At 56.5% G+C, this 24,803-nt stretch carries 25 protein-coding genes; 18 read left to right on the top strand and 7 right to left on the bottom strand.

Annotated elements, in window-relative coordinates; all coding sequences use genetic code 11:
• Positions 1–134: 134 nt before the first annotated feature.
• From pyrG to BM320_RS04000, 12 genes are all read left to right on the top strand, one after another.
• Complete coding sequence (gene pyrG, locus BM320_RS04055) at positions 135–1,778, top strand: CTP synthase (protein ID WP_090196760.1); 1,644 nt, start codon at positions 135–137, stop codon at positions 1,776–1,778.
• Positions 1,779–1,793: 15 nt separating this feature from the next.
• Positions 1,794–2,582, top strand: coding sequence for a 23S rRNA (adenine(2030)-N(6))-methyltransferase RlmJ (locus tag BM320_RS04050; RefSeq protein ID WP_090196759.1), 789 nt, complete (start codon positions 1,794–1,796; stop codon positions 2,580–2,582).
• 36 nt (positions 2,583–2,618) lie between these two features.
• Complete coding sequence (locus tag BM320_RS04045; protein ID WP_090196756.1) at positions 2,619–3,059, top strand: tellurite resistance TerB family protein; 441 nt, start codon at positions 2,619–2,621, stop codon at positions 3,057–3,059.
• Positions 3,060–3,191: 132 nt separating this feature from the next.
• On the top strand, positions 3,192–3,965 hold the full coding sequence (locus BM320_RS04040; RefSeq protein ID WP_090196753.1) for an ABC transporter ATP-binding protein: 774 nt from the start codon (positions 3,192–3,194) through the stop codon (positions 3,963–3,965).
• A gap of 23 nt (positions 3,966–3,988) precedes the next feature.
• Entirely contained in the window at positions 3,989–4,711 is a 723-nt protein-coding gene (locus BM320_RS04035; protein WP_090196752.1) for a transporter substrate-binding domain-containing protein, read from the top strand.
• 68 nt (positions 4,712–4,779) lie between these two features.
• Entirely contained in the window at positions 4,780–5,664 is an 885-nt protein-coding gene (locus BM320_RS04030; RefSeq protein WP_090200336.1) for an ABC transporter permease, read from the top strand.
• Entirely contained in the window at positions 5,661–6,467 is an 807-nt protein-coding gene (locus tag BM320_RS04025) for an ABC transporter permease (RefSeq protein ID WP_090196750.1), read from the top strand. The genes BM320_RS04030 and BM320_RS04025 overlap by 4 nt, the downstream gene beginning before the upstream one ends.
• Complete coding sequence (locus tag BM320_RS04020; RefSeq protein WP_090196747.1) at positions 6,464–7,795, top strand: glutamine synthetase family protein; 1,332 nt, start codon at positions 6,464–6,466, stop codon at positions 7,793–7,795. The genes BM320_RS04025 and BM320_RS04020 overlap by 4 nt, the downstream gene beginning before the upstream one ends.
• 116 nt (positions 7,796–7,911) lie before the next feature.
• Positions 7,912–8,595, top strand: coding sequence for a type 1 glutamine amidotransferase (locus tag BM320_RS04015; RefSeq protein WP_090196744.1), 684 nt, complete (start codon positions 7,912–7,914; stop codon positions 8,593–8,595).
• The gene (locus BM320_RS04010; RefSeq protein ID WP_090196742.1) at positions 8,592–9,944 is read left to right on the top strand and encodes a glutamine synthetase family protein; all 1,353 of its coding nucleotides are present in this window, start codon (positions 8,592–8,594) and stop codon (positions 9,942–9,944) included. Before BM320_RS04015 ends, BM320_RS04010 begins: the two co-directional genes overlap by 4 nt.
• 67 nt (positions 9,945–10,011) lie before the next feature.
• Positions 10,012–11,316: an NAD(P)/FAD-dependent oxidoreductase gene (locus tag BM320_RS04005; RefSeq protein WP_090200335.1), complete on the top strand. Its 1,305-nt coding sequence runs from the start codon at positions 10,012–10,014 to the stop codon at positions 11,314–11,316.
• A 68-nt stretch (positions 11,317–11,384) separates the two neighbouring features.
• On the top strand, positions 11,385–12,569 hold the full coding sequence (locus BM320_RS04000) for a DegT/DnrJ/EryC1/StrS family aminotransferase (RefSeq protein ID WP_090196739.1): 1,185 nt from the start codon (positions 11,385–11,387) through the stop codon (positions 12,567–12,569).
• Here the strand turns inward: BM320_RS04000 and BM320_RS03995 are convergent.
• On the bottom strand, positions 12,566–13,525 hold the full coding sequence (locus BM320_RS03995) for a LysR family transcriptional regulator (RefSeq protein WP_090196736.1): 960 nt from the start codon (positions 13,523–13,525) through the stop codon (positions 12,566–12,568). The genes BM320_RS04000 and BM320_RS03995 overlap by 4 nt on opposite strands.
• A 120-nt stretch (positions 13,526–13,645) precedes the next feature.
• On the opposite strand from BM320_RS03995, the gene BM320_RS03990 reads away from it, so the two are divergent.
• Positions 13,646–15,013, top strand: a complete 1,368-nt coding sequence (locus BM320_RS03990; protein ID WP_090196734.1) for an aminotransferase — start codon at positions 13,646–13,648, stop codon at positions 15,011–15,013.
• 147 nt (positions 15,014–15,160) lie between these two features.
• On the top strand, positions 15,161–16,132 hold the full coding sequence (locus tag BM320_RS03985) for a hypothetical protein (RefSeq protein ID WP_131802275.1): 972 nt from the start codon (positions 15,161–15,163) through the stop codon (positions 16,130–16,132).
• Between the two features lie 9 nt (positions 16,133–16,141).
• Here the strand turns inward: BM320_RS03985 and phaR are convergent, their stop codons facing one another.
• From phaR to BM320_RS03970, 3 genes are all read right to left on the bottom strand, one after another.
• The gene (phaR, locus tag BM320_RS03980) at positions 16,142–16,678 is read right to left on the bottom strand and encodes a polyhydroxyalkanoate synthesis repressor PhaR (protein WP_090196729.1); all 537 of its coding nucleotides are present in this window, start codon (positions 16,676–16,678) and stop codon (positions 16,142–16,144) included.
• Between the two features lie 168 nt (positions 16,679–16,846).
• Entirely contained in the window at positions 16,847–17,293 is a 447-nt protein-coding gene (locus BM320_RS03975) for a phasin family protein (protein WP_090196726.1), read from the bottom strand.
• 143 nt (positions 17,294–17,436) lie between these two features.
• Positions 17,437–19,233: a PHA/PHB synthase family protein gene (locus tag BM320_RS03970; RefSeq protein ID WP_090196724.1), complete on the bottom strand. Its 1,797-nt coding sequence runs from the start codon at positions 19,231–19,233 to the stop codon at positions 17,437–17,439.
• Positions 19,234–19,299: 66 nt separating this feature from the next.
• Between BM320_RS03970 and phaZ the strand changes: the two genes are divergently transcribed.
• Entirely contained in the window at positions 19,300–20,574 is a 1,275-nt protein-coding gene (gene phaZ / locus BM320_RS03965) for a polyhydroxyalkanoate depolymerase (RefSeq protein WP_090200333.1), read from the top strand.
• Here phaZ and BM320_RS03960 read toward each other — a convergent pair.
• The 3 genes from BM320_RS03960 to BM320_RS03950 all read right to left on the bottom strand — a co-directional run bounded on the left by BM320_RS03960 (position 20,571) and on the right by BM320_RS03950 (position 23,005).
• Positions 20,571–21,266, bottom strand: coding sequence for an alpha/beta fold hydrolase (locus BM320_RS03960; RefSeq protein ID WP_242651014.1), 696 nt, complete (start codon positions 21,264–21,266; stop codon positions 20,571–20,573). The two genes, phaZ and BM320_RS03960, sit on opposite strands and share 4 nt — an antisense overlap.
• A gap of 111 nt (positions 21,267–21,377) precedes the next feature.
• Complete coding sequence (locus BM320_RS03955; protein ID WP_090196721.1) at positions 21,378–22,232, bottom strand: alpha/beta hydrolase; 855 nt, start codon at positions 22,230–22,232, stop codon at positions 21,378–21,380.
• Between the two features lie 8 nt (positions 22,233–22,240).
• On the bottom strand, positions 22,241–23,005 hold the full coding sequence (locus BM320_RS03950) for an alpha/beta hydrolase (RefSeq protein ID WP_090196718.1): 765 nt from the start codon (positions 23,003–23,005) through the stop codon (positions 22,241–22,243).
• Positions 23,006–23,096: 91 nt separating this feature from the next.
• On the opposite strand from BM320_RS03950, the gene BM320_RS03945 reads away from it, so the two are divergent.
• Genes BM320_RS03945 through BM320_RS03935 form a run of 3 tightly spaced genes read left to right on the top strand, consistent with a single transcriptional unit; the run spans position 23,097 to position 24,722 of the window.
• Positions 23,097–23,840 (top strand): ArsR/SmtB family transcription factor, encoded by a 744-nt coding sequence (locus tag BM320_RS03945; RefSeq protein WP_090196716.1) that lies wholly within the window; start codon positions 23,097–23,099, stop codon positions 23,838–23,840.
• Between the two features lie 14 nt (positions 23,841–23,854).
• Positions 23,855–24,301 carry an SRPBCC domain-containing protein gene (locus BM320_RS03940; RefSeq protein WP_090196713.1) on the top strand — a complete coding sequence of 149 codons (447 nt, stop codon included), beginning with the start codon at positions 23,855–23,857 and terminating at the stop codon, positions 24,299–24,301.
• A 1-nt stretch (position 24,302) separates the two neighbouring features.
• On the top strand, positions 24,303–24,722 hold the full coding sequence (locus BM320_RS03935; RefSeq protein WP_090196711.1) for an MAPEG family protein: 420 nt from the start codon (positions 24,303–24,305) through the stop codon (positions 24,720–24,722).
• The last annotated feature ends 81 nt before the right edge of the window (positions 24,723–24,803 follow it).

Raw genomic sequence — 24,803 nt, 5'->3', positions numbered from 1 at the left:
GCGTTCGGCAACATGATCTTGCGTCAGCGGTTGCGCGACCCTTGCTTTTGAGGTAAGAGTTAAATCCCGTGATGGTACGAATTTCGACATTCGTTTTCCTGCAATAATTGATATTTTCACGGGGGCCCCTGCACATGGCACGTTATATTTTTATCACGGGCGGCGTTGTTTCATCGCTTGGCAAAGGTCTTGCGTCGGCGGCGCTTGGATCCTTGTTGCAAGCCCGTGGTTTTTCCGTGCGTTTGCGCAAGCTTGACCCCTACCTGAACGTCGATCCGGGCACGATGTCGCCGTTTGAACATGGCGAGGTTTTCGTCACCGATGATGGCGCGGAAACCGATCTTGATCTTGGCCACTATGAGCGGTTCACCGGCGTGCCGGCGCGCAACACAGATTCGGTCAGCTCTGGCCGGATCTATTCCAACGTTCTCGAAAAAGAACGGCGCGGCGATTATCTGGGCAAAACCATTCAGGTCGTCCCACACGTCACCAACGAGATTAAAGATTTTCTAAGCATCGGCGAAGACGAAGTTGATTTCATGCTGTGCGAAATTGGCGGCACCGTGGGCGACATCGAAGGCCTGCCGTTCTTTGAGGCAATCCGCCAGTTCAGCCACGACAAACCGCGCGGCCAGTGTATTTTCATGCACCTGACCCTGTTGCCCTATCTGGCAGCCAGCGGTGAGTTGAAAACCAAACCGACCCAGCACAGCGTCAAGGAATTGCAGTCCATCGGGATCGCGCCTGATGTGCTTGTTTGCCGCTCCGAACATCCGATCCCCGAAAAAGAGCGCGAGAAAATCGCGCTGTTTTGTAACGTGCGCAAGGAATGCGTTGTTGCGGCCTATGATCTGAAATCCATCTACGAGGCGCCGCTTGCCTATCACGAACAAGGGTTGGATCAGGCGGTGCTGGATGCGTTTGACATTTCCCCTGCCCCTTCGCCGAAACTGGATGTCTGGCACGATGTCAACGACCGTATCCATAACCCTGACGGCAACGTCAAAATCGCGATTGTCGGCAAATACACACAGCTTGAAGACGCCTATAAATCCATCGCCGAGGCCCTGACCCACGGCGGCATGGCCAACCGCGTCAAGGTCAAGATCGAATGGGTAGACGCCGAATTGTTCGATGAGGGCGACGCGACCCCCTACCTTGAAGGGTTCCACGCGATCCTTGTTCCAGGCGGGTTTGGCGAACGCGGCACCGAAGGCAAAATCAAAGCCGCTCAATTCGCCCGCGAAAAGAAAATCCCCTATCTGGGCATTTGTCTGGGCATGCAGATGGCCGTGGTCGAGGCCGCGCGCAATGTCGCGGGCATGGATAAGGCCGGATCAGAAGAATTCGACCATGAAGCAGGCAAAAAACGGTTTGAACCTGTCGTTTACCACCTCAAGGAATGGGTGCAGGGCAACCATACTGTGGCCCGCAAGGCCGGCGACGACAAAGGCGGCACCATGCGTCTGGGCGCATATAACGCAACATTGACCGAAGGATCGCATGTCGCACAGATCTATGGCACCACCGTGATCGAGGAACGCCACCGCCACCGCTATGAGGTCGACACGAAATACCGTGACGCGCTTGAAAAGGTCGGTTTGCAGTTCTCGGGCATGTCGCCCGACGGCAAGTTGCCTGAAATCGTTGAATGGAAAGACCACCCTTGGTTCATCGGCGTGCAGTTCCATCCCGAACTGAAATCCAAACCGTTCGCGCCGCACCCGCTGTTTGCCGATTTTGTCCGCGCAGCGGTCGAGGTGTCGCGGCTTGTTTGATCGGGCGCGCGGCTGATGCTTTCTTATCAACACGGGTATCACGCGGGCAATCTGGCGGATGTGCACAAGCACGCGCTGCTGGCATGGTCGCTTGCCTATATGACCCGCAAGGACAAGCCGCTGAGCTATCTTGAAACCCACGCAGGGCGCGGGCTTTATGACACGACGGATGAAGCGGCCGTGAAAACAGGCGAGGCTGCCAAAGGCATCGCCATTGCAGAAGGCTGGTTCAAACGTGACCACCCCTATGCACAGGTTCTGAAACGCATTCGCGCCAAGCACGGGCTGACAGCCTACCCCGGATCACCGCTTGTCGCGGCCGAAAGCCTGCGCCCGATGGATGACATCCACCTTTCTGAGCTGCATCCGCAGGAATTTGCCGCGCTCTCCGGAAACATGGCCCCCTATGGCGGCGTGTTCCGCCAGCGCGACGGCTGGGAAATGGCGCTATCACTATGCCCGCCCGACCCGCGGCGGGGGATGTTGCTGATTGATCCCTCGTTCGAAGTGAAATCGGATTACGACACCATCCCTGACACCATCGCGAAAATTCACCGCAAATGGGGCGTAGGGGTAATTATCCTGTGGTATCCGGTCCTGACCGATGCGCCGCACAAGCCGATGATCAAGGCGCTGAAATCCGCGATCCCTGACGGGTTTGTGTCCGAAGTCGCGTTCCCGCCTGCCCGCCCCGGCCACCGTATGGTGGGGTCGGGATTGTTTGTGGTGAATGCGCCCTACGGTTTCGCCGAAGAATCCGCACGTATTGCCGCGCTTTTTCACAAAAACCTGAAACCTGCGTGACTTTGCAGGCCGCAAACTTCCAGCTAAGGTAGCCCCATGATTTCCAGTTTTTTCAAGCGCCTGACCGCACCCGCCCCTGCCCCGCAATCCGATGATGACGCGCGGCTTGCGCTGGGGGCCTTACTGGTCCGGCTGGCCCGCGCCGATGGCGATTACGCCGCCGATGAAATTGCGCAGATTGATACCATTCTGGCCGCGCGGTTTGACCTGACCGCCGATGCGGCCAAGGCGTTGCGCATGGAATGCGAAGCCTTCGAGGCCCAAGCCCCTGACACCGTGCGCTTTACCCGCGCGATCAAGGATGCGGTCGATCTGGACCACCGCGTCGGCGTGATCGAGGCAATGTGGGCCGTGGTCATGGCGGACGGCGCGCGCGACGACGCAGAAGACAGCACTATGCGTATGATTGCATCCTTGCTGGGCGTGACCGATCAAGAAAGCCACGCCGCCCGCCTGCGCGTCACCGCGAACCAATAACGCCTACGCGCGCCGCAATACGCGTAGCAAACAGGCACCTGCCGCACAAATCGGCAATTGACGCGAAGCGCCCGTTGCAAATGCGTCCGATTTAGGTCCTAATCTCGGAAACCTAATGCAAAGCGACCCAACGTGACTAACCAAGCCCCCGTTATCGAAATCAGAAACCTCCATAAATCCTATGGCGAACTCGAGGTCCTGAAGGGTGTCGACATCACGGCCCCTGCCGGACATGTCGTGTCGCTGATCGGATCTTCCGGATCGGGCAAATCAACGCTTTTGCGCTGTGCAAACCTATTGGAAGACAGCCAGCAGGGTGACGTCCTGTTTTGCGGCGAACCAGTCACTTGGAAAGGCACCGGCGCGAACCGCCAGCCAGGCGATCACGCGCAGATGATCCGCATCCGCACGAATCTGTCGATGGTGTTCCAGCAGTTTAACCTCTGGTCGCATATGACGATTCTGCAAAACGTGATGGAGGCGCCCGTCACCGTCCTGAAACGCGACAAGGCCGAGGTCGAGGCCAGCGCGCGCAAATATCTTGATAAGGTCGGGATCGGCGATAAATGTGATGCCTTCCCCGCCCAGCTATCGGGTGGCCAGCAACAGCGCGCCGCGATTGCCCGCGCGCTGTGTATGGAACCCAAAGCCCTGCTCTTTGATGAACCCACCAGCGCGCTTGACCCCGAACTGGAACAAGAAGTTGTCAAAGTCATCAAAGACTTGGCAACCGAAGGGCGCACCATGCTGATCGTGACCCACGACATGCGTCTGGCTGCGGATGTCAGCGATCACGTCGTGTTCTTGCATCAAGGCAAAATCGCAGAAGAAGGCCCGCCGAACACTTTGTTCGGACAGCCTAAAACCGACCGTCTGCGCGGATTTCTATCCGCTACAGTTTCGTAAATCACCAACTCAGGAGAAAACTGATGAAAAACCTAATCCTCAGCACTGCAACGCTTGCCCTTGTTGGCAGCGCGGCATTTGCCGACAGCCATTCTGTTGTGCGAATGGGCACTGAAGGCGCTTATGCCCCTTATAACTTTATCAATGACGCTGGCGAAGTTGACGGCTTTGAAATCGAATTGGGCAACGAGCTTTGCGCGCGTGCCGAATTGACATGCGAATGGGTCACCAACGAATGGGACAGCATCATTCCAAACCTTGTGTCCGGCAACTACGACACAATCATTGCTGGCATGTCGATCACCGCTGAACGCGACGAAGTCATCGACTTTACCCAAGATTACTACCCGCCAACCGAATCTGTTTATGTGGCCCTGTCCGAAGACGCTGATCTGATGGGCGTAGTTGCCGCACAGACAAGCACAATTCAGGCGGGTTATGTTGCAGAATCTGGCGCGACATTGCTTGAATTCGCAACCGGCGACGAAACGATCGCAGCGGTGCGCAACGGCGAAGCCGAAGCCGTGTTTGCCGATCTCGACTTCCTGCTGCCCTATACCGACGAGCCTGACCTGATGCTGGTTGGCGAAGGTGTGCCACTGGGTGGCGGTATCGGCCTTGGTATCCGCGAAAGCGACACAGAACTGCGCGAAAAATTCGATGCGGCGATTACTTCAATGAAAGAAGACGGATCGCTGAACGCATTGCTGATCAAATGGTTCGGCGAAGAAACCGCAACTTACTAAGCGCTCACTGCTCCGGTCCGGTCCGGTACGATCCGGGCCGGGGCAACCCAAACGAAATAGGCCCCACCATCTTTAGTTATTGCTCCGATCCCGCCGCCCTTGAAGGGCTGACATGGCTGTCGTGCTACCTGACCACAGGCAAGCACATGGGCATGTATTGGTCGGTTGGCACGGTGCTATTATTGCTGGCGATAACCGCACCGGTTGCATTGGCGTTCGGTTTCGGGGGCGCGGCCGCCGCACGCAGCCATTTTTTGCCCCTGCGCTGGATCGGCAAAGCCTATATTTCCGTGGTGCGCGGCATTCCCGACATCGCGTTTTTCCTGTTTTTTGTCATCGCACTGGATCAGGCGTTTGAATATATCCGGCACCGGATCAAATGCCCCGACTGGGATGAACCCATCCGACAGGGCAGCGATTTTGTCGTCTGCACCGCCGCAAAACTGCCGCAGGGCAATGCGCCGCAATGGGTGCATGAAACCTACGGTTTTGTTCTGGCTGTCCTGACCTTTGCCATCGTTTTTGGCGCCTTTGCGGCCAACGTGATGTATGGCGCGATGCAGGCCGTGCCCAAGGGGCAGCTTGAAACCGCCGAAAGCTATGGCATGTCGCGCCGCCAGACTTTCCGGCGCATTCTCGTGCCGCAAATGTGGGTTTATGCCCTGCCGGGCCTGTCGAACCTGTGGATGGTCCTGATCAAGGCCACGCCGCTTTTGTTCCTGCTCGGTGTCGAAGACATCGTTTACTGGGCGCGTGAGCTCGGATCATTCAAAAGCCCGCGCTTCACCGACTACCCCCATGCCGAATGGCGGATGTGGTATTTCCTCGCGCTGCTGGTGTTCTACCTTTGCTTTACCAAACTGTCTGAAATTGTGCTGGCCAAGATCATGGCCCGTTTAACGCACGGTCAGGCAACCGCCGCAGGCGAAGCACAGCGGAGGGCGCAGGCATGACATGCTGGGAAACAATCACCGCTTACGGGCTGCGCAGTATCGGTATTGGCGAACAGTTGCTTCCGCGCAGTGATTTTACGCTGTGCCAGCAATTCACGCTGATCGGTTCGGGGATGATCTGGAATATCTACTTCGGGGTCTTTGCTCTGGTGCTTGGCTTCTTTCTGGCCACAGCTGTGGCGATGGGCAAGGCATCCAAATCGTTCTGGCTGCGCAAACCGTCGGAATGGTTCATCTTTGCGTTTCGCGGATCGCCCCTATTTATCCAGTTCTTTTTTGCCTATTTCCTGTTCTTGTCGCTCAAGGGGCAGTTTCCGTTCTTTACGCCACTGACCTCTGCGGCTTATGGGGCGCTGTTTGTCCTGTTCCTGAACACGGCAGCCTATACCGGCGAAATCTTTTACGGGGCGCTGCAATCCATCCCCAAGGGCGATATCGAGGCCGCCGATGCCTACGGGTTGTCGGGGTTTACGCGGTTCCGGCGGGTTATTTGGCCGACCATGCTGCGACTGGCCTGGCCTGCCTATACCAACGAGGCAATCTTTTTGTTTCACGCAACCACGCTTGCGTTTTTTGGCGGCTTTCCGATTCTCAAGCAACGTGGTGATGCGCTTTATTACGCGAATTACTTTGCGGATAAGACGTTTAACCCATTTGTGCCCTACCCGATTCTGGCGGGTTACTTTATCTTGCTGACTTTGGTGGTGATTGGCCTTTTCGGGCTGGTGAACACACGGTTAAACCGCCATCTTCCGCAAGAGCGGCACAAGAAGCTGCGAATCAAACCACAGGTCATAAGATGAGCTGGCTGGACGACAACCCAGACGTAAAAAATGTGCGTTGCGGCGCGGCAGACCTGAACGGTCAGGCCCGTGGCAAACGCGTACCACGCCGATTTGCGGCGAAACTCGAAAAAGAAGGCACACGGTTTCCGCTGTCGGTGCTTAACCTGGATATCTGGGGCGAAGATATCGACGACAGCCCGCTGGTGTTCGAAAGCGGTGACGCCGACGGGGTGCTATTGCCGACCGAACGCGGCTATGTGCCGATGCCGTGGCTATCGTCGCCTTCGGCCATTTTGCCGCTTTGGGCGTTCCACGAGGACGGTCGGCGATTTGCCGGCGATCCGCGCCATGCGTTGGCGCAAGTGGTCGCAAGTTACAAGGCGCTGGGGCTAACGCCCGTTGTCGCAACCGAGATGGAATTCTATCTGGTTGATGATTCAGGGCGCGGCATCCGCCAGCCCAAATCCCCCAAATCAGGCAAGCGCCGCGCAGGCGCCGAAGTATTGTCGTTGCGCGCGCTTGACGCATTCGACGAGTTCTTCAACGAACTTTACGATGCCTGCGAAGCAATGGATATCCCCGCCGAAGCGGCGATTTCCGAAGGCGGATTGGGGCAGTTCGAGGTCAACCTTGAACATGTGCCCGACGCGTTAAAGGCTGCGGATGATGCATGGCTGTTCAAGATGCTGGTACGCGGGCTTGCGCGCAACCACGGGATGGCGGCCAGTTTTATGGCGAAACCCTATGCGGATTATTCTGGCAACGGGCTGCACACGCATTTTTCGGTCATCGACGCGGATGGCAACAACATGTTTGCCAATGACACCCACGCTGGCACCCCTATGCTACAAAATGCCATTGCAGGCTGCCTGCAAGGCATTCCCGATCTGGCGTTGATATTTGCGCCGCATAGCAACAGCTATGAACGGCTGGTCCCGGGCAGCCACGCGCCAACTGGCATTTGCTGGGCCTACGACAACCGGACCGCCTCTGTGCGGGTGCCGGGGGGCAGCTATATGGCGCGCCGGATCGAACACCGGCTCGCGGGGGGGGATGTGAACCCTTATCTGTTTTTGGCGGCCGTCTTGGGCTCTGCCTTGATCGGCATCGAGGACAAGCTGACACCACCCGCCCCTATTTCCGGCAACGCCTATAGCCAAAAGCTTGCTCAGGTACCTGGCGATTGGGGTGCCGCGATTGATGCCTTTGAACAAAGCCCGCTGGCGCGCCGCATTTTTGACCCGCAGCTTGTCGATAATCTGGTCCGCACCAAGCGCCAAGAGATGTATCACGCGCAGGATCTCAGCCCCGAAGAACAGCTGGATCTTTATCTCGATACGGTTTGATCGCCAGAAATCCGCGCGATTTCTGGCCATTGACGGTTTTCGCGAAAATCCTTCGCGCTTGCGGCAGCCCATGTGCGTATATAGATTGAAATTGAACTCCAAACGACGGTGACCCCATGAAAATCGGCATTTTGCAAACAGGCCATGCGCCGGATGAATTGCGCCCAGTGGTTGGCGATTTTGCGCAGCTATTTGAACGGCTTCTGGACGGGAACGGTTTTGACTTTGCCACCTATAGCGTCGTCGATATGCAGTTCCCTGCATCCATCACCGATTGCGACGGCTGGCTGATCACCGGATCAAAACACGGCGCCTACGAAGACCATCCGTTCATTCCCCCGCTCGAATCACTGATCCGCGAAATTTATGCGGCCGGTATCCCCTTGGTTGGCATCTGTTTTGGCCATCAGATCATCGCGCAGGCCTTGGGCGGCAAGGTCGAGAAATTCGCCGGAGGCTGGGCCGTTGGCCGCACCGATTACACGCTGAACGGCGAAAAGGTTACCTTGAACGCATGGCATCAGGATCAGGTCACAACCCGCCCCGATTGTGCAACCGTCATCGGCGAGAATGATTTTTGCGCCAATGCCGCGCTGGTTTATGACAACCGGATCTTTACGATCCAGCCACACCCCGAATTTGACAGGGCCGTGATTGACGGGCTTGTAACCTACCGCGGCCCTGGCAATGTGCCCGATCCGCAATTGGCGCAGGTGCGCGAAAATCTTGAAAAACCTGTCGATAGCCAGCGCATCGCGGCCCAGATCGTACAGTTTTTTAAAACGAGGAAAGTCGCATGAGCTGGACCGATCATATTCCTGCTGCTGCACGCAGCTATATGGAAAACAACCGCTTGGACGAGGTCGAATGCGTCATCGCCGATCTGCCCGGCATTGCGCGCGGCAAGGCGGTGCCTGCCGGCAAATGGGAAAAGCAAACGCATTTCCACCTGCCCAACTCGATTTTCTTTCAAACCATCACAGGCGAATGGGGCGAGGCTTACGGCCCGAGCGGGTTTCTTGAACCCGATATGATCCTCAAGCCCGATTTTTCGACCGCGACAGCGGCACCTTGGGCAGATGACGGCACGTTGCAGGTGATCCATGACGCCTTTGACCAGAAAGGTGCGCCAGTGCCCTTTGCCCCGCGCAACGTGCTGCGCCGCGTGATTGATCTGTATAAGGCCGAAGGATGGACCCCTGTGATCGCCCCCGAGATGGAATTCTATCTCGTTGCGCGCAATATCGATCCCGCCAAGGAAATCGCCCCGATGATGGGCCGCACCGGTCGCCCTGCGGCCGGGCGTCAGGCCTATTCGATGTCGGCGGTCGATGATTACGGTCCCGTAATTGACGACATCTATGAATTTGCTGAAATCCAAGGGTTTGAAATCGACGGTATCGCCCAAGAAGGCGGCGCCGGCCAGCTTGAGATCAACCTGCGGCACGGTGATCCGCTCAAGCTTGCGGACGAAGTGTTCTATTTCAAACGCCTGATCCGCGAGGCCGCGCTGAAACACGACTGCTTTGCGACCTTCATGGCAAAACCGATCGAAGGCGAACCAGGCAGCGCGATGCATGTGCATCAATCCGTGCTTGATGAAAACGGGCGCAACATTTTTAACGGCCCGCATGGCGGAGAAACCGACGCGTTTTTCCACTTTATTGGCGGCTTGCAGGAATATATGCCAAGCGCGATCGCCGTCATCGCGCCCTATGTAAACAGCTACCGCCGCTATGTGCCTGACAGTGCGGCGCCGGTGAACCTTGAATGGGGGCGCGACAACCGGACCACGGGCATTCGTATCCCGATCAGCGACCCTTCCGCGCGCCGGATCGAAAACCGCCTGCCTGGAATGGATTGCAACCCGTATCTATGCATCGCTGCGTCGCTGGCCTGCGGCTATCTGGGGCTCAAGAACGAAATCCGCCCTGACAAGCGTTGCCGCGGCGAAGCCTACGATTCCGAAGCTGAAATTTCGGGTTCTCTAAGCGAAGCGCTGGATTTGTTTGAAGAATGCACCGCACTGCACGAAGTTCTGGGGCCCGAATTCGCGCGGGTTTATACCATCGTCAAACGGTTGGAATACAAGGAATTTCTGCAAGTAATCAGCCCGTGGGAGCGCGAACATCTTTTGCTGAACGTTTAGCGCGACATAGGGAATTGGTGACCAACCTGCACTATGGTTGGCCCTGCTGACAAAGGAAACCGCTGCAATGAACCCGCTCTACCGCAATGATCAACGCGGCCAGTTTCCCCCAAGCTGGTACGCGGCAAGCGCTGACATTCCGCCGCTACGCCCGACACTTGATCATGATCTTTCGGTCGATGTCTGCGTCATCGGTGCCGGATTTACCGGCCTTTCTGCCGCACGTGAACTGGCCACGCGGGGGCAAGATGTTGTGGTTTTGGATGCGCACCGCGTCGGCTTTGGTGCCTCTGGGCGCAACGGCGGGCAGGTTGGCAGCGGCTATAACTGGGACCAGCGCGCATTGGCAAAATCGCTGGGCAAGGATACGGCAGCGGACCTATGGGCATTGGCCGAAGAGGCCAAGCAAGATATCCGCGACATCTGCGCCACCCATATCCCGCAGGCGCGGTTCCGTCCAGGCGTTGCACACGGGTTCTACGCCGCAAAAGACGCCGCGAATTACACGCAAGACGCCGAATTTCTTGCCGAAAACTATGGCTATGACCAGATTTCGGTACTCAGCCCGGAAGCGATGCGCGATCTGGTCAAATCGCCGCTTTATCAGGGCGGTATTCTGGATATGGGCGCGGGGCATATCCACCCGTTGCGTTACGCGCTTGGGCTTGCTGAACTGGCAGAGCAAGCCGGCGCGCGCATATTTGAACAAAGCGAAGTCACCAAAATCACCCAAGGCACGCCTGCGCGGATTACTACGCCCAATGGCACCGTGACGGCGCGCCATGTGGTCATCGCAGGCAACGGTTACCTGCCCGATATCGACCGTAAAACCGCGGCCAAAGTCATGCCGATCAACAGTTTTATCTGCGCAACAGAACCCTTGGGCGACCGTGCGGCAACAGTGCTTGCACGCGATATTGCGGTGGCTGACAGCAAATTTGTGGTGAATTATTTCCGCATGTCCGAAGACAACCGGTTCTTGTTTGGCGGGCGCGAAAGCTATGGCATCGGATTTCCCAAAGATATCAACACAGCCCTGATCCAGCGGATGACAACCCTGTTTCCGCAGTTGCGCGGCGTCAAAATCGACTACACATGGGGTGGGACATTGGGCATTACCATGACCCGCCTGCCCGCGGTGCAAAGGGTTGCGCCCAACATGGTATCGGGCGCCGGTTTTTCGGGACATGGCGTGGCCCTTTCGGGACTCGCGGGCAAGGTCATGGCAGAGGCAATTGCAGGTCAGGCGGGGCGGTTTGACACATTATCAGCGCTCAAGGTGCCCAATTTCCCCGGCGGTCCGGCATTGCGCGCACCGCTTTTGACATTGGCGATGACATGGTACGCGCTGCGCGACCGGCTGGGTCTATAACTGTCATAGATTTGTCACCCTGCGCATGTTAGATTTTTGCGAAATAAGATTTCGGAAAAGCTGAACACATGCCCAAGATTCCCGATGTATATGCCGCAGAGCCAATCCCGCCAGCCGCGATGGCCGAGGTCACGCGCATTTTGCAGACGGGTGATCTGTTTCGCTATACCTCCGACAACGCGCCTGTGGCCCTGCTTGAACAGGAATTTGCGCAAATGTTGGGCGCAAAATACGCGCTGGCTGTGTCCTCGTGTTCGGCAGCGCTGTTTTTGTCGCTCAAGGCGCTAGGCCTGCCGCGTGACGCACGGGTGCTGATCCCCGCCTTTACATTTGGCGCGGTGCCTTCGGCGGTTGTCCATGCCGATTGCCAGCCGGTGCTATGCGAATGCGGCGACAACTACCGGATTGATCTGGAAGATTTTGCCGCAAAACTGCCCGATTGTGCGGCGGTGATTATCAGCCATATGCGCGGGCACACATCGGATATGGATGCGATCATGCGCCTGTGTGACGCCGCCGGAATCCCCGTTGTCGAAGATGCCGCGCATTCGCTAGGCACCACGTGGCACGGGCAAAACATCGGCACCATTGGCAAGATCGGCTGTTTTAGCTTTCAGTCCTATAAGCTTCTAAACGCAGGCGAAGGCGGCATCATGGTCAGCGACGACCCCGATCTGATTGCGCGCGCGGTCATCATGTCGGGGGCCTATGAACATAATTGGCAAAAACACCCCGTCCTGATGGAGAGTTTTGCGAAATGGCAAAACAAACTGCCGCTTTATAATCAACGGCTTAGCAATATGTCGGCCGCCCTGATCCGGCCGCAACTGGCCGAGCTTGCCCGCCGCGTCTTTGACGGGCGGCGCAACCATGATCATGTTGCGGCCCTATTGAATGCCTCGCCCTATTTGCAGGTTCCAGACCGCCTTGGGCCCGAACGCCGCGCGCCCGATTCGATCCAGTTCAACATGGTTGCCATGTCCGCCGCGCAGGCCGGCACATTTGTTGACGCTGCCGCAGCGGCAGGTGTGAAAATCCAGGTCTTTGGCCAAAGCACCGATAATGCCCGCGCATTCTGGAACTGGCAGTTTATCGGGCCGATCCCTGATTTGCCCAAGACCCGAGCGATGCTGATAAAGGCCTGCGACGTGCGACTGCCCGCGCGGCTAAGTTTGGCTGAATGCGATGTGATTGCGCAGATTATCACTAGCAGCGCCGCGCAAGCCATGCACGCGCAGCGCGCCTACGGCTAAAGCAGGCGCATTTTTCCGTCGAGCCATGCAAACCGCTGAACCGCGGGCTGCACGATCAAGGTTTCGAGCAAAGGTTTGAGCCGCGCAACCATCGTGCGTGGCATCTCCCCCAAGACATCGCGCCGCGCAGTGAGCGAAATCACCCGTGAAAGCGGCGCAAACGGCATCGGCAGCAGGTCAACCGCATCTGTAAAACGCTGCGCACGCATGCAGCCAAGCGGCGTCAGAATTGTCCAGCCTGCACCCGCCGCGACCATCGCCATGATCGCGTGATAGCTATCAAGTTCGAAACGGTGCGCAGTCCGCAGGTTTTGCCGCGCCAGATGCGCCGCAATCACCTGCCCCATATAGTGGCGCGTGGTGTATTGGATAAATTGCATCCGGTGCAACTGGCCCGCCACATCATCGCCCGTGATCGCCCCTTTTGGCACCGCCACAACAAATGGTTCCTCAAGCAATGGATGCACTTCCATTCCTGCATCGGTCTGGCCCATGTCACCCGCGACAATCACGTCAAGCGCACGGCTATCAAGCAGATCAAACAAGCGGTGCGATGCGCCGGTCTCAAGTAGGAACCGGCAGTTCTTCAAATCACTGCTCATGGCGGTCAATAAGCCGGGGGTCACATCGGCATCGAAATCCTCGATCATCCCCAGCCGGAACCGCGTAAGCCGACTGAAATCCGCCATTGCCAGCTCTGCTTTGGCTTGGTCGGCCTCGTTCAGGATCGTATTGGCACGGCGCAAGAACATTTCACCCGCAGGGGTCAGCGTAACAGGCCGTGCATTGCGGTTCAAAAGTGTGGCGCCGATTGCGCTCTCGAGGTTGCTGATTTGTTGGCTTACGGTCGCGGATGAACTGCCCAAACGGCGCGCCGCACCCGAAAGCGAGGCTTCTTGCGCGGTTGCAACAAAGACTTCGATGCCCCAAAGCGTAATTTTACCTGTCGTCGTCATCTGGATACCCTGCCCGCCCTAACGTCAAGCTATGGGGAAATGCAGTGCGCATCAATCAAGTCATTGTAAGGTCTTACAGTCAGGCATATCGTTTGCGCAGTTCAACCATGAGGTTCTAAAATGTCCGACCAAACCCTAAACAGCTGGGAAGCCCGCGCAGACGCCAATTCCTTTTACGGGTTCACCGACCTGCCCACAATCAAGGAACGCGGCACCACCGTATTGACCCATGGCAAAGGCGCTTATGTGTATGATGTACACGGGCGCGAATTTCTTGATGCAAACTCCGGGCTTTGGAACATGGTTGCAGGCTTTGACCACCCCGGGCTGATCGCCGCTGCAAAAGCACAATACGACCGTTTTCCCGGATACCATGCTTTCTTTGGGCGCATGTCGGACCAGACCGTTATGCTTTCTGAAAAGCTGGTCGAAGTCTCGCCATTTGCGCGGGGCAAAGTGTTTTACACCAACTCCGGCTCCGAAGCCAATGACACGATGGTAAAGATGCTGTGGTTTCTTGGTGGCGCCGAAGGCAAGCCGCAACGCCGCAAGATCCTGACCCGCACGAACGGCTATCACGGGGTGACGGCTGTATCGGCCTCGATGACAGGCAAGCCTTATAACAGCGTGTTCGGCCTGCCGCTGGACGGGTTTATCCACCTGTCTTGCCCGCATTACTGGCGCTTTGGCAAGGACGGCGAAACCGAGACGCAATTCACCGCGCGCATGGCAGCAGAGCTGGAAGAGACAATCCTGCGCGAAGGGGCTGACACAATTGCGGGCTTTTTTGCGGAACCTGTGATGGGCGCAGGCGGGGTGATTCCGCCATCTGCGGGCTATTTTCAGGCGGTGCAGCCGATCCTCAAGAAATACGGCATTCCACTGATCGCCGATGAGGTGATTACAGGGTTCGGACGAACAGGCGCGACATGGGGTTGCCAGACCTATGATTTCATCCCCGACGCGATCATTTCGTCCAAAAACCTGACAGCGGGCTTTTTCCCGATGGGGGCCGTGATTTTGGGGCCGGAACTTACCGACCGGCTGCAAGCGGCTGCTGATGCGATCGAGGAATTCCCGCACGGGTTTACCGCATCCGGCCATCCGGTCGGCTGCGCGATTGCTCTCAAGGCGATTGATGTGGTGATGAACGAAGGCCTTGCGGAAAATGTGCGCACTCTGACCCCGCTCTTCGAAGAAGGGCTGAAGCGGCTATCAGAGAAGAAAAATATCGGCGAATGGCGTGGCAAAGGATTGATGGGCGCGCTCGAGGCGGTGGCTGATAAGGACACCAAACGCCCGTTTGACGGGTCGCTGTCGGTCTCCGAACGGATCGCAAACGCCTGTACCGACCAAGGTCTGATCTGTCGGCCGCTCGGGCAAGCGGTTGTGCTATGTCCGCCGTTTATCTTTACGCCGTCAGATATGGACAAAATGTTTGACCGGCTTGAAAAAGCTCTCGATGGTGTGTTTGCCGAAGTCGCCTAATACATGATTTGCCATCGCCGTCGCTTTGCTGCGGCGATGGTCCCTTTTGATACCGGCGACGGCGGGCACCATCAAAAGACATGATTTCCTTACTTGATCAAAATAAATTCTTGGTTCCAATAATGCTGTGACGTTTGAGGAATGATCATGAAATCAACAAATTTTTTGCTCGCCTTGTTCTTGGCGCTGCTTGCCAGCACAGCCATGGCGGAAACCAGAAACTACTATTGTGATAGCGGCAAGCTCGCCTTTAAATCCAGCACCGCTGTCACGCTTGATGAATGGACAGTCATTGTCGGTCTTGAACCGCGACCGGACTTTGGGCGCCAAATTTTTGAACGGCCAGATGGCACTTATGCTTGGGCCAGAACAAGCGAAATGATGCGTGTCTGCCGCGATTGGCAGGCCTGCATTCCGGGGCCTGCGGCAGTGACCGGTCTGGCTGTCGGTCCACTAATCCGGCGCAACGATGACGGCAGCGTCTCGCTTTGCGATGCGCCGCCAACCGAAGTGGCGCTATATTCGTGCCTGCCGGATGGCGAATTAAGCCATGCAATGATCCCGAATACACCGGAGCATCTGCGCAGTTATTTCGGACTTGATGAACCCCCCAGCCCTGACGCAGTCGTATTTCGTCCCGGTGACGGTTCTTCGGTCTGGCATCTGCCTGATACTGCCGCGATGCGCGGCGCGTGTATCGTAGCGCCCCCTGAAAACACACCAGAAGACGGGATCTGGTCGGCAACATTGCGACAAACCCAAAACAACGGCTGTCCGCCGCAATCTGTTGCACAGGCCGAAGCAGTCGCAGCCGCATTTGCGCAGGAACACAGGGTTGTCTGGCCAACACCATTTACCCCCGCCGAAATCATCCCCGACACAGAATTCCCGCGCGGCTGGCGCGCCAATAATGGCAGATGGTCGGCGCTTGTCGTCAATCAGGATCACGGCGTCGTCCGCCTGAGCATCCTTTTCAATCTTGCTGTGCAATCAGGTCAGCACATCGTAATCGATTCATTTCTTGAAATGGATATGGATGCGACCGCTGCGGCAGCCGCTGGCATGGCAGCAAATTGCAGTTTGCTGTCAACCTTTGATCTACGAAAAACCGGAGAGTAGCGCGCCGCGCTACTTCCCCATTTTAGCGAGTTTTTCTTGCAGGGCCGCCAGCTGATCCTTGATTTCGCCAAGATCATCGCTTTCTTTTTCGGGCACACTGCTTTTTGGCATAATGCCGCCGGTCATCGCCTTAAAGAACGCGGCTTGCTGGGCCTGCATGGCTTCAAACCCGGGCATTGCGACCATTGGATTGGCCGCACCCATCTTATCAAGCGCCTTTGACTGGCCCTCACGCAGCATCTCGAAGCTGGCTTGCAGAAATTCAGGCACCACGGATGCGGCCTGGCTTGTATAGCTGCGTACAAGATCGGTCAGCACATCCACCGGCAGCACGCTTTCGCCGCGGCTTTCGTGTTCGGCGATGATTTGCAGCAGATACTGCCGTGTCAGGTCGTCACCGGATTTCAGATCGACAATCTGCACTTCGCGCCCTTCACGGATGAACAGCGCAATATCCTCAAGCGTCACATAATCGCTTGTCTCGGTATTATACAAACGACGGCTCGCGTAGCGTTTAATGAGAAGCGGTTTATTCGTATCGGCCACGGCGATCTCTCCCGAAATATTGCAGTGCAGAGAAGCCTATGCCGCAACTGCGCAAAATGAAAGCATTTTAGCGCATCACACACGTGCCAATAAAAAAACGGCCCGCATTGCTGCGAACCGTTTTGGCAAATCATGCCCTTAGGGAGGCACGGGCAGATTTGGCCACGTTTATTTCTTTGTTGCTTTTGAAGCAGCAGCAGTCACTTCAGACGTTGCTTTTTTGGCAGCAGCAGTCACTTCGTCAGAGATGTCTTTGCCAGCAGCAAGAACAAGTTCCATTGTCTGTGTTTGTACTTTTTTCGCGATTTCAGCGAAAGCAGACATGTTTTCAGCAGCTGATTCAGCGGTTGCTGACGCAAAATCAGTAACTGCTTTTGCGTAGTCAGCAGGTTCAACTTTGGATTTTGACATCGCTTCCAGCTTGGCAATGGTGTCTTGTGTCCATTTTGCAGAAAGCTCGGCAGATTTGCCGGCAGCGTCCAGCGCAACAGCTGACAGTTTTTCAGCAAGCGCGGTCTGGTTTTTGAACTGCTCTTCCATCGCTTTTGTGTCGACGGGGAACGCATCTGCAACGTCTTTGAAGATTGCAGTGAAATCTTGTGTTTTCGTAGCCATGGTATCAGCCTTTCCGGTGGAACGAGGATTATCCCCGCTGTGAATTTCTGACACCAATATGCATGCTGCAGCGCAGCATTTCAAGCTTTTTCTGCACCGCAGCATGAATTATTTTGCGGTCGCAGAAAACTCAATGCGCGCCGCTACTTAGCCACCACATATGTCCCAGGAGCCGCCCCGAGAACCGGAAATTCATCGCTCCCTGGTTGTCGCGCATCCACCAGTTTGCCTGATTTTTTGGATAACCACGAATCCCATAGCGGCCACCAAGACCCCGCGTGCTTGTCCGCGCTGTCATACCAGTCGTCTGCCGTCAGTCCGGCTTCAGGATTGGTGTAATGCCCATATTTCATCTTGGATGGCGGGTTGATGATCCCCGCGATATGTCCGGATTCGGACAGGATAAACGTCTTGTCCTTGGACCCCATCTTTTGCACACCTGTATAGCTGCTTTTCCATGCGGCGATATGATCGGTCTCGCAGGCAATCGCACATAGCGGCACGGTCACATCCTTAAGCTGTACAGTCTCGCCGCAAACCGCAAAGCCGTCATTAGCGAAATTGTCGCTTTGGCACAGGCCGCGCAGGTATTCCACGGCCATGCTTGCAGGCAGGTTTGTCCCGTCGCCGTTCCAGTAAAGCAGATCAAAGGCGGGCGGTGCCTTGCCCATCATATAGCTTTTGATAGCCGGACCGTAGATCAGGTCATTCGAGCGCAGGTAGGAAAACGTGCGTGCCATATAGAAAGAATCCAGAATGCCGCTTTCCATCGACTCGGCTTCGATGCCATCGACAAAATCATCGTCAAGGAACACGCCCACTTCGCCCCGATCCGAAAAATCGGTCAGTGTGGTGAACAATGTGGCGGAATTGACGGAAGCATCCTTGCGTTTTTTCATCACGCCCAGCGTCAGCGAAAGCGTGGTGCCAGCGATGCAATAGCCGACCGCGTTCACTTTTTTGACGCCGCAGATTTTCTTGACCGTATCAATGGCCGTCAAATACCCCTCTTCGATATAATCGGTCATGGATGTGTCGCGGTAGCTTGGATCAGGGTTCACCCATGACACTACAAACACCGTATATCCCTGATCCACGGCCCATTTGATCAGGCTGTTTTGCGGCTTCAGGTCCAGAATATAGAATTTGTTGATCCACGGCGGAAAGATGATCAGCGGGGTGCCATGTACCTTTTCGGTCGTGGGCGCATATTGGATCAGTTCGAACATTCTGTTGCGAAACACTACCGATCCGGGCGTCGTGGCAAGGTTCTCGCCCAATGTGAAGGCCGATTTATCCGCCAATGTCACAACCAGTTCGCCGTTGTTGGCCTCGAGATCGGCAATCATGTTTTCCAGACCGGCGATCAGGCTGTCGCCTTCGGTTTCGGCAGCCAGCGCCAGCGCCTCGGGATTGGTTGCCAGAAAATTCGTCGGGCAGGCCATATCAACGATTTGCTGACTAAAATAGCGCAGTCGCTTTTTTTCTTCTGATTCGAGCGTATCAATATCATCGACCGCTTTCTGCACCGCAGCGGCGTTCATCAAATACTGCTGTTTGATGAAATTGAAGTAAGGGTTGGTATCCCACATCTCGTGGGCAAAGCGCCGGTCCTTGGGCGTGTTATCCGTCGCAGGTTCGAGTTTCCCCTGCGCCAAAAGATGCTGGGCCTCGACAAAGTGTTTGACAGATTTCCCCCAGAATTCAACTTGATGCTCGACCAGCTTGGCCGGATTTTGCATCATTTCCGTCATATATCCGGTTGCAGCCTTCGCATATAACTCCTGACTTGGCCCTTGCAGCGAAGGTGGCACCGCACGCTTGTGCGCCATCGCCTTTAGCAGACGTTGCGTGAGCGTCTCAATTTTGGCTATATTTTCTTCTAACTTTGTAAAGTTCTTATCAGCGGCAGCCTGCGGATCTAAATCGTTTGTTGTCATATTAACGTTCCTATGCTTATGCTGCACGTGCAGCATGAACTGCGCGCCCTAACCGGAGATGTTACAATGAAGTATATGATGACCTACGACCTGATGGAAAGTGCGCGCAACACAAACCAGTGGCTTGGTGCCACGGCGCGGGCATTTGCCTCTTATCCGATGATGTCTTTGGCCGCGAACCCCGCGATTGACTGGCTCAATGCTTGGGGCGAAGTCACCGAGCGCACATTTGCCCGTATGGTTGTCAAACCCGATTGGAACATTCCGCCGATCACATGCAGCAAGGGCAAGGATCATCCGGTTGTGATCAAGACTGTCGTTGAAAAGCCGTTTGGCGATCTTATCCATTTCACCATGCCGGGCCGCGCGTCAAGCAAACGCCACGTGCTGCTGGTTGCGCCGATGTCAGGCCATTACGCGACGCTTTTGCGTAAAACCGTGATCAGCCTTTTGCCTGATTGTGACGTCTATATCACCGATTGGCACAATGCCCGCGACATCCCTGTCAGCGCCGGCAAATTTGATGTCGAAGACTACACGCTGTATCTGGTCGAATTCATGCGCAAACTTGGCCCCGATATCCATGTTGTCGCGATCTGCCAGCCTGTGCCGCTGACCTTGGCCGCAACCGCCTATCTTGCCGAAGAAGACCCAAAGGCGCAGCCGCGTTCGCTCACGCTGATTGGTGGCCCTGTCGACCCCGAGGCAAACCATACCGAAGTCACCGATTTCGGGCGTTCCGTTACCATGGGGCAGCTGGAACAGACCATGATCCAGCGTGTCGGTTTCAAATACGAAGGCGTCGGGCGCACCGTCTATCCGGGGCTGTTGCAGCTGGCATCGTTCATTTCGATGAATGCCGAAACCCACGCCACCGCGTTCCGCGACCAGATCACCCGCGCTGCCAAAGGCGAAGCGCGCGATCACGATAAACATAACACTTTCTACGATGAATATCTGGCCGTCATGGATATGCCCGCCGAATTCTACCTTTCGACGGTCGAGCGTATCTTCAAGAACCGCGACATCGCGCGCAATGAATTTACCGTGGCTGGCCGCAAGGTCGATATGGGCAAGATCACAACCGTCGCCGTCAAGATTGTCGAAGGTGAAGATGACGATATTTCAGCGCCCGGCCAATGTCTTGCCGCGCTTGACCTGCTGACCAACCTGCCAGACAGCAAAAAAGCGTCGCATCTTGAACCAGGTGCGGGCCACTATGGTATCTTTGCGGGCGGCAGCTGGCGCAATAACATCCGGCCGCTGGTGCTGGACTTTATTGATGCCAATTCCGCAGAGCCGCAAAAGGCAAAACCGGCGAACAAAAACGCCGCCGCCTAACTGCGCAACATCAGCGGCGCGCGCATCCATGATTGCAGCGCCGCAGAGACCGCCTCTGGTGCTTCGATTGTCGGCAGGTAACCTGCGTCCTCGATGACATCGAGCGTCGCAAAGGGGATCATGGCGGCCATGGTTTCATGGCGCTTGACCGGATAATGCCCGTCATGGCGACCACAGATCACCAGCGCGGGCTGCGTGATCTTGCGCAACTGGGCTTGCAGATCCTTTCGCCGCTGCAGCGCGCGCGCCTGCCTGACATAGACCTCTGGGCCCAGCGCATGGCCCATCGTCGTGAGCAACCGCACAAATGCCGCCTTATCCACATCGGGTGACATCCATGTCGAATGGATTTCATGCTGTAGCACATCATCCCAGCGGCCAGCCCGCGCGGCGATGATCTGCGGCTCGCGCAAGGCGGCAGTTTGCGGCGTTTCCGCAAGCGGGCTGGTGCTGATCAATGCGATCCTTGTGACCCGATCAGATGCGCGGCGCAGGATTTCCATCGCTACCATGCCGCCCATCCCCATGCCAGCCAGCGCAAATTTCGCCGGTGCCCAGCTCAGGATTTGCGAGGCGATCTCTTCCATCCGCTCGCCTGTGGTGGTGGGGGCAAACATGACCGCGTGGTCAGAGCCCAGCGCGCGAAATTGCGGCTCGAATATGCGTGCATCGCACAGCATCGGTGGAATCATCACCAAAGTTTCACATGGCATTTCGCGCGACCTGTCTGCTTGCCCCGCTTTCGGGGTTTGATTTTGGTCAAGTCTGACCTGCTCTGCCATTTGCCGCAACCTATTGCTGGGCTACACCTCGCGCAGCCAAGCGCAAATCCGCTGAGCAAGCGGCACAGTCTGGTTTGGGCTGAACACATCGCCCGCCATCACATGGCCGTTTTCATCGTCCCCCGGCCCGGGTGTGACGATATGTTCGGTGGTTGCACCACCCCAACGCGCCATGGTTTTGCGCGCGCGCTTCGGGTGTACGACCTGATCATCTTCGTTGATCACGTATAATGCCGGTGTCATGATCTTTGACAGGTCGGCATGGCGCACAGCGCGTACCGCATCGGCCATCGGATAAAGCGCCTGCGTCGGATAGCTGGTCGTCCAATAGGCGCTATGGCCGTCGTTGATCGGGGTAAACCGCCGCGTTTTGCCAACAACAAAATGCCCCCATTTATGCGCGCCAGGCATATCCAGCAATGTTTGCGCGGCCCAACTGCGCAGCCCAAAGTTTGGCGAAATGAATACCGCCGCTTTTGCCTGCGCCCCGTCTGCCAACGCCAAAGTCGCCAGCGTGCAGCCCGTTGAACAGCCCATCAAGATTACCTCATCCCCGATGATCTGCGCTTGCTTTATGGCGGCCGCAACATCGCGGGTCCAATCGGCATAGGTTGCCGCGGCCATCGCCGCACCGTCCTGCCCGTGCCCCGTCAGCCGCATGAAAAGAATATTTGCGCCCAGATCCTGCGCAACCAGATCAGGCAGGGGCCGCAATTCCGCAGGCGATGCCGAAAACCCGTGGATATTCAGGATCACCAGCGGGGTTTTTACCGCGGGTTTATCTGCCCAAACCACGCGCGCTTCGCAGTCAGGGCGCAGGCCCTGCACCTGTGCTTCGGCTGTGGCCAGATCATTTTCAATCGTTGCGATATCCATTTGCGTCTTCAGCCTTTATCCGTGGCGGTTTGCAGCACGTCAGTCACCGCATCCGTTATCAATTTCAAACAGGTATCATCCGAAAACCGGTGATCCGCCCCGTCAACAAGCGTCAGCCGCATATCCGGCCCTTGCGCATGATCCAGCAGGCGCAGCGCCACCGACATATCGACATCCGCGTCCGCCGTGCCTTGCAAGAACCGCACAGGAAATGGCAATGGCAGCGGATCGCGCAACACCAGCCGGTTGCGGCCTTCCTCGATCAGGCGGCGAGTGATGATATAGGGTTCACCGTATTCAGATGGCAGTGCCACCTGCCCCGCCATCAGTTCGGCCTTTTGCGCGTCGGAGAAACCGCCCCACATGCTGTCTTCGGTAAAATCGGGGGCCGCGGCGATGGTGACCATCCCTGCGATCCGTTCGGGCATGGCGCGTGCCACTTGTAGTGAAATCCAGCCGCCCATGGATGACCCGACCAGCACCAATGGCCCGTCAGTCAGGGTCAGCGCAGCGCAGGCATCTTCGAACCAGTCACCTATGGCCCCGTCAGTGAACGCGCCGCCGCTTTCGCCGTGACCTGAATAGTCGAACCGCAGATAGGCACGCCCCTGCGCGCGCGCCCAGTCTTCAAGATAGACGGCCTTGGTCCCGCCCATATCGGATTTGAACCCGCCCAAAAACACAACGGTTGGTCCGGTGCCTTGGGTCAGATGGTAGGCAATTTCGCGCCCTTGGGGCGTGGTGAATGTCGGGGTTTGTGCGTCTTTTGTCATGGCGTGACAGCACCATAAGCCGCGACCCGCTGCAAGTGTCATTAGGTTACCCTATAGACACGTGACCTTATAGTCACGTATAAGCGATTCTATGGATCAGATATTCAAAGCCCTGAACGACCCCGCGCGCCGTGCCCTGCTCGACAGTTTGCGCGCGCAAGACGGTCAAAGCCTGAGCGCACTGGAACAGGTGCTGGACCAAAGCCGGTTCGGGGTTATGAAACACCTGCGCGTTCTTGAAGACGCGGGCCTGATCGTCACCCGCAAACAGGGCCGGTTCAAATACCATTATCTGAATGCCCTGCCCCTACAGGAACTGATGGACCGTTGGGTTGCGCCGTTTTTGCAACCACAGGCCCGCAGCCTTTCACAGCTTAAACAAAAACTTGAGAGAGACGCCAAAATGGGAAAACCCGATTTTATCATGCAAACATTTATCCGCTGCACCCAAGACGCGCTCTGGGCAGCCCTGACCGAAGCCGATCAAATGGCCGCCTATCATTTTGCCTGTAATGCCGTGCAAGGGAATGCAAAAATCGGGTCATCCACGGCATTTATTCTGCCAAACGGAGAGGCGATGCTGCGTCAGGTGACGACCGCGCTTGACCCCAAATCGCGGATCGCGATGACGTTTGAGCCCCTGTTCATGGGGCCTGACGCCCCGACAAGCCACATGGTCTATCTGATCGAAGATCAGGGCGGCCAGTGCAAGCTGACCATTGAACATTACGACATCGCCCCCGGCCAGGAAGGGTTTGGCGAAGGCTGGGCGCGCCTTGCTGCGTCTCTCAAATCTTATCTCGAAACGGGCAGCGCACTAAAAGCTGCAATGTAACAAAGGACACGATAATGACCGACAAACCCAAATTCATGATGCAAACCTACATCCGCTGCAGCCAAGACGCATTGTGGGATGCGTTGACTGATCCTGATCAGTTCCAACACTACGACTTCCTTGAACAAACGGCCAAACGCACCGACGACAAGGTCACATATTTTATGCCAGACGGCACCGTAACGCTTTACACTACCGACATCGAAGTAACCCCCAAGTCGAAACTGGTCACATCATTCGAGCCGACCTGGGCGCCTGATGCGCCCCCGTCACGCATTACCTATGAGATCGCGGTCGAGGGAGAGTTTTGTTGCCTCACTGTCCTGCACGAAGACCTGAACAATGACCCGTCAGACGGCACGGGTGACGGCTGGGTGCGCAGCATTGCAGGGCTTAAGACCTATCTGGAAACCGGCAAGCCCGCGCATTTTGGCGGCGCATATCTGATGGAAGGCATGTGATATGGCGGCACTTCCGACAGAGCTGGGCATCCTGGCGTGGCTCGCGCTATTCGCTGCATTGCTGTGGATCCCCTATATCGTGGGCATCTCGAAGATGACCCCATTGGAAAATGCACCTGACCCGTTCGAGCGCCCCTATGATTTACGCATGCTTCCTGCGTGGGTTCACCGCGCGCATCGGGCACACCTGAATTTGCTGGAACAGCTTCTTCCCTTTGCAATTCTGGTGCTGATCCTTGACCGGCTTGATGGGTTCACCGCACTGACCTACTGGGCAGCGGTCGCATTTTTCTGGATCAGGGCCATCCATGCTGTCGGCATGATAGCGGGTCACCTCAAAATGCCCCTTCGCCCGATCGTTTATAACATGGGTGTTCTGTGCATACTGATCATGGGATATGCGGTCTTTACAGCCGCTTAACCCCTAAGACTTGCACCGGCTGTCAGGCTTTGCTTGACAGCCGATTTCATTGGCTCCATTTAGCGGCATACACATAACCCG

The organism is Yoonia tamlensis (genome assembly GCF_900115105.1).
GTDB classification, from domain to species: Bacteria; Pseudomonadota; Alphaproteobacteria; order Rhodobacterales; family Rhodobacteraceae; genus Yoonia; species Yoonia tamlensis.
This window is presented reverse-complemented; position numbering and strand designations above follow the sequence as displayed.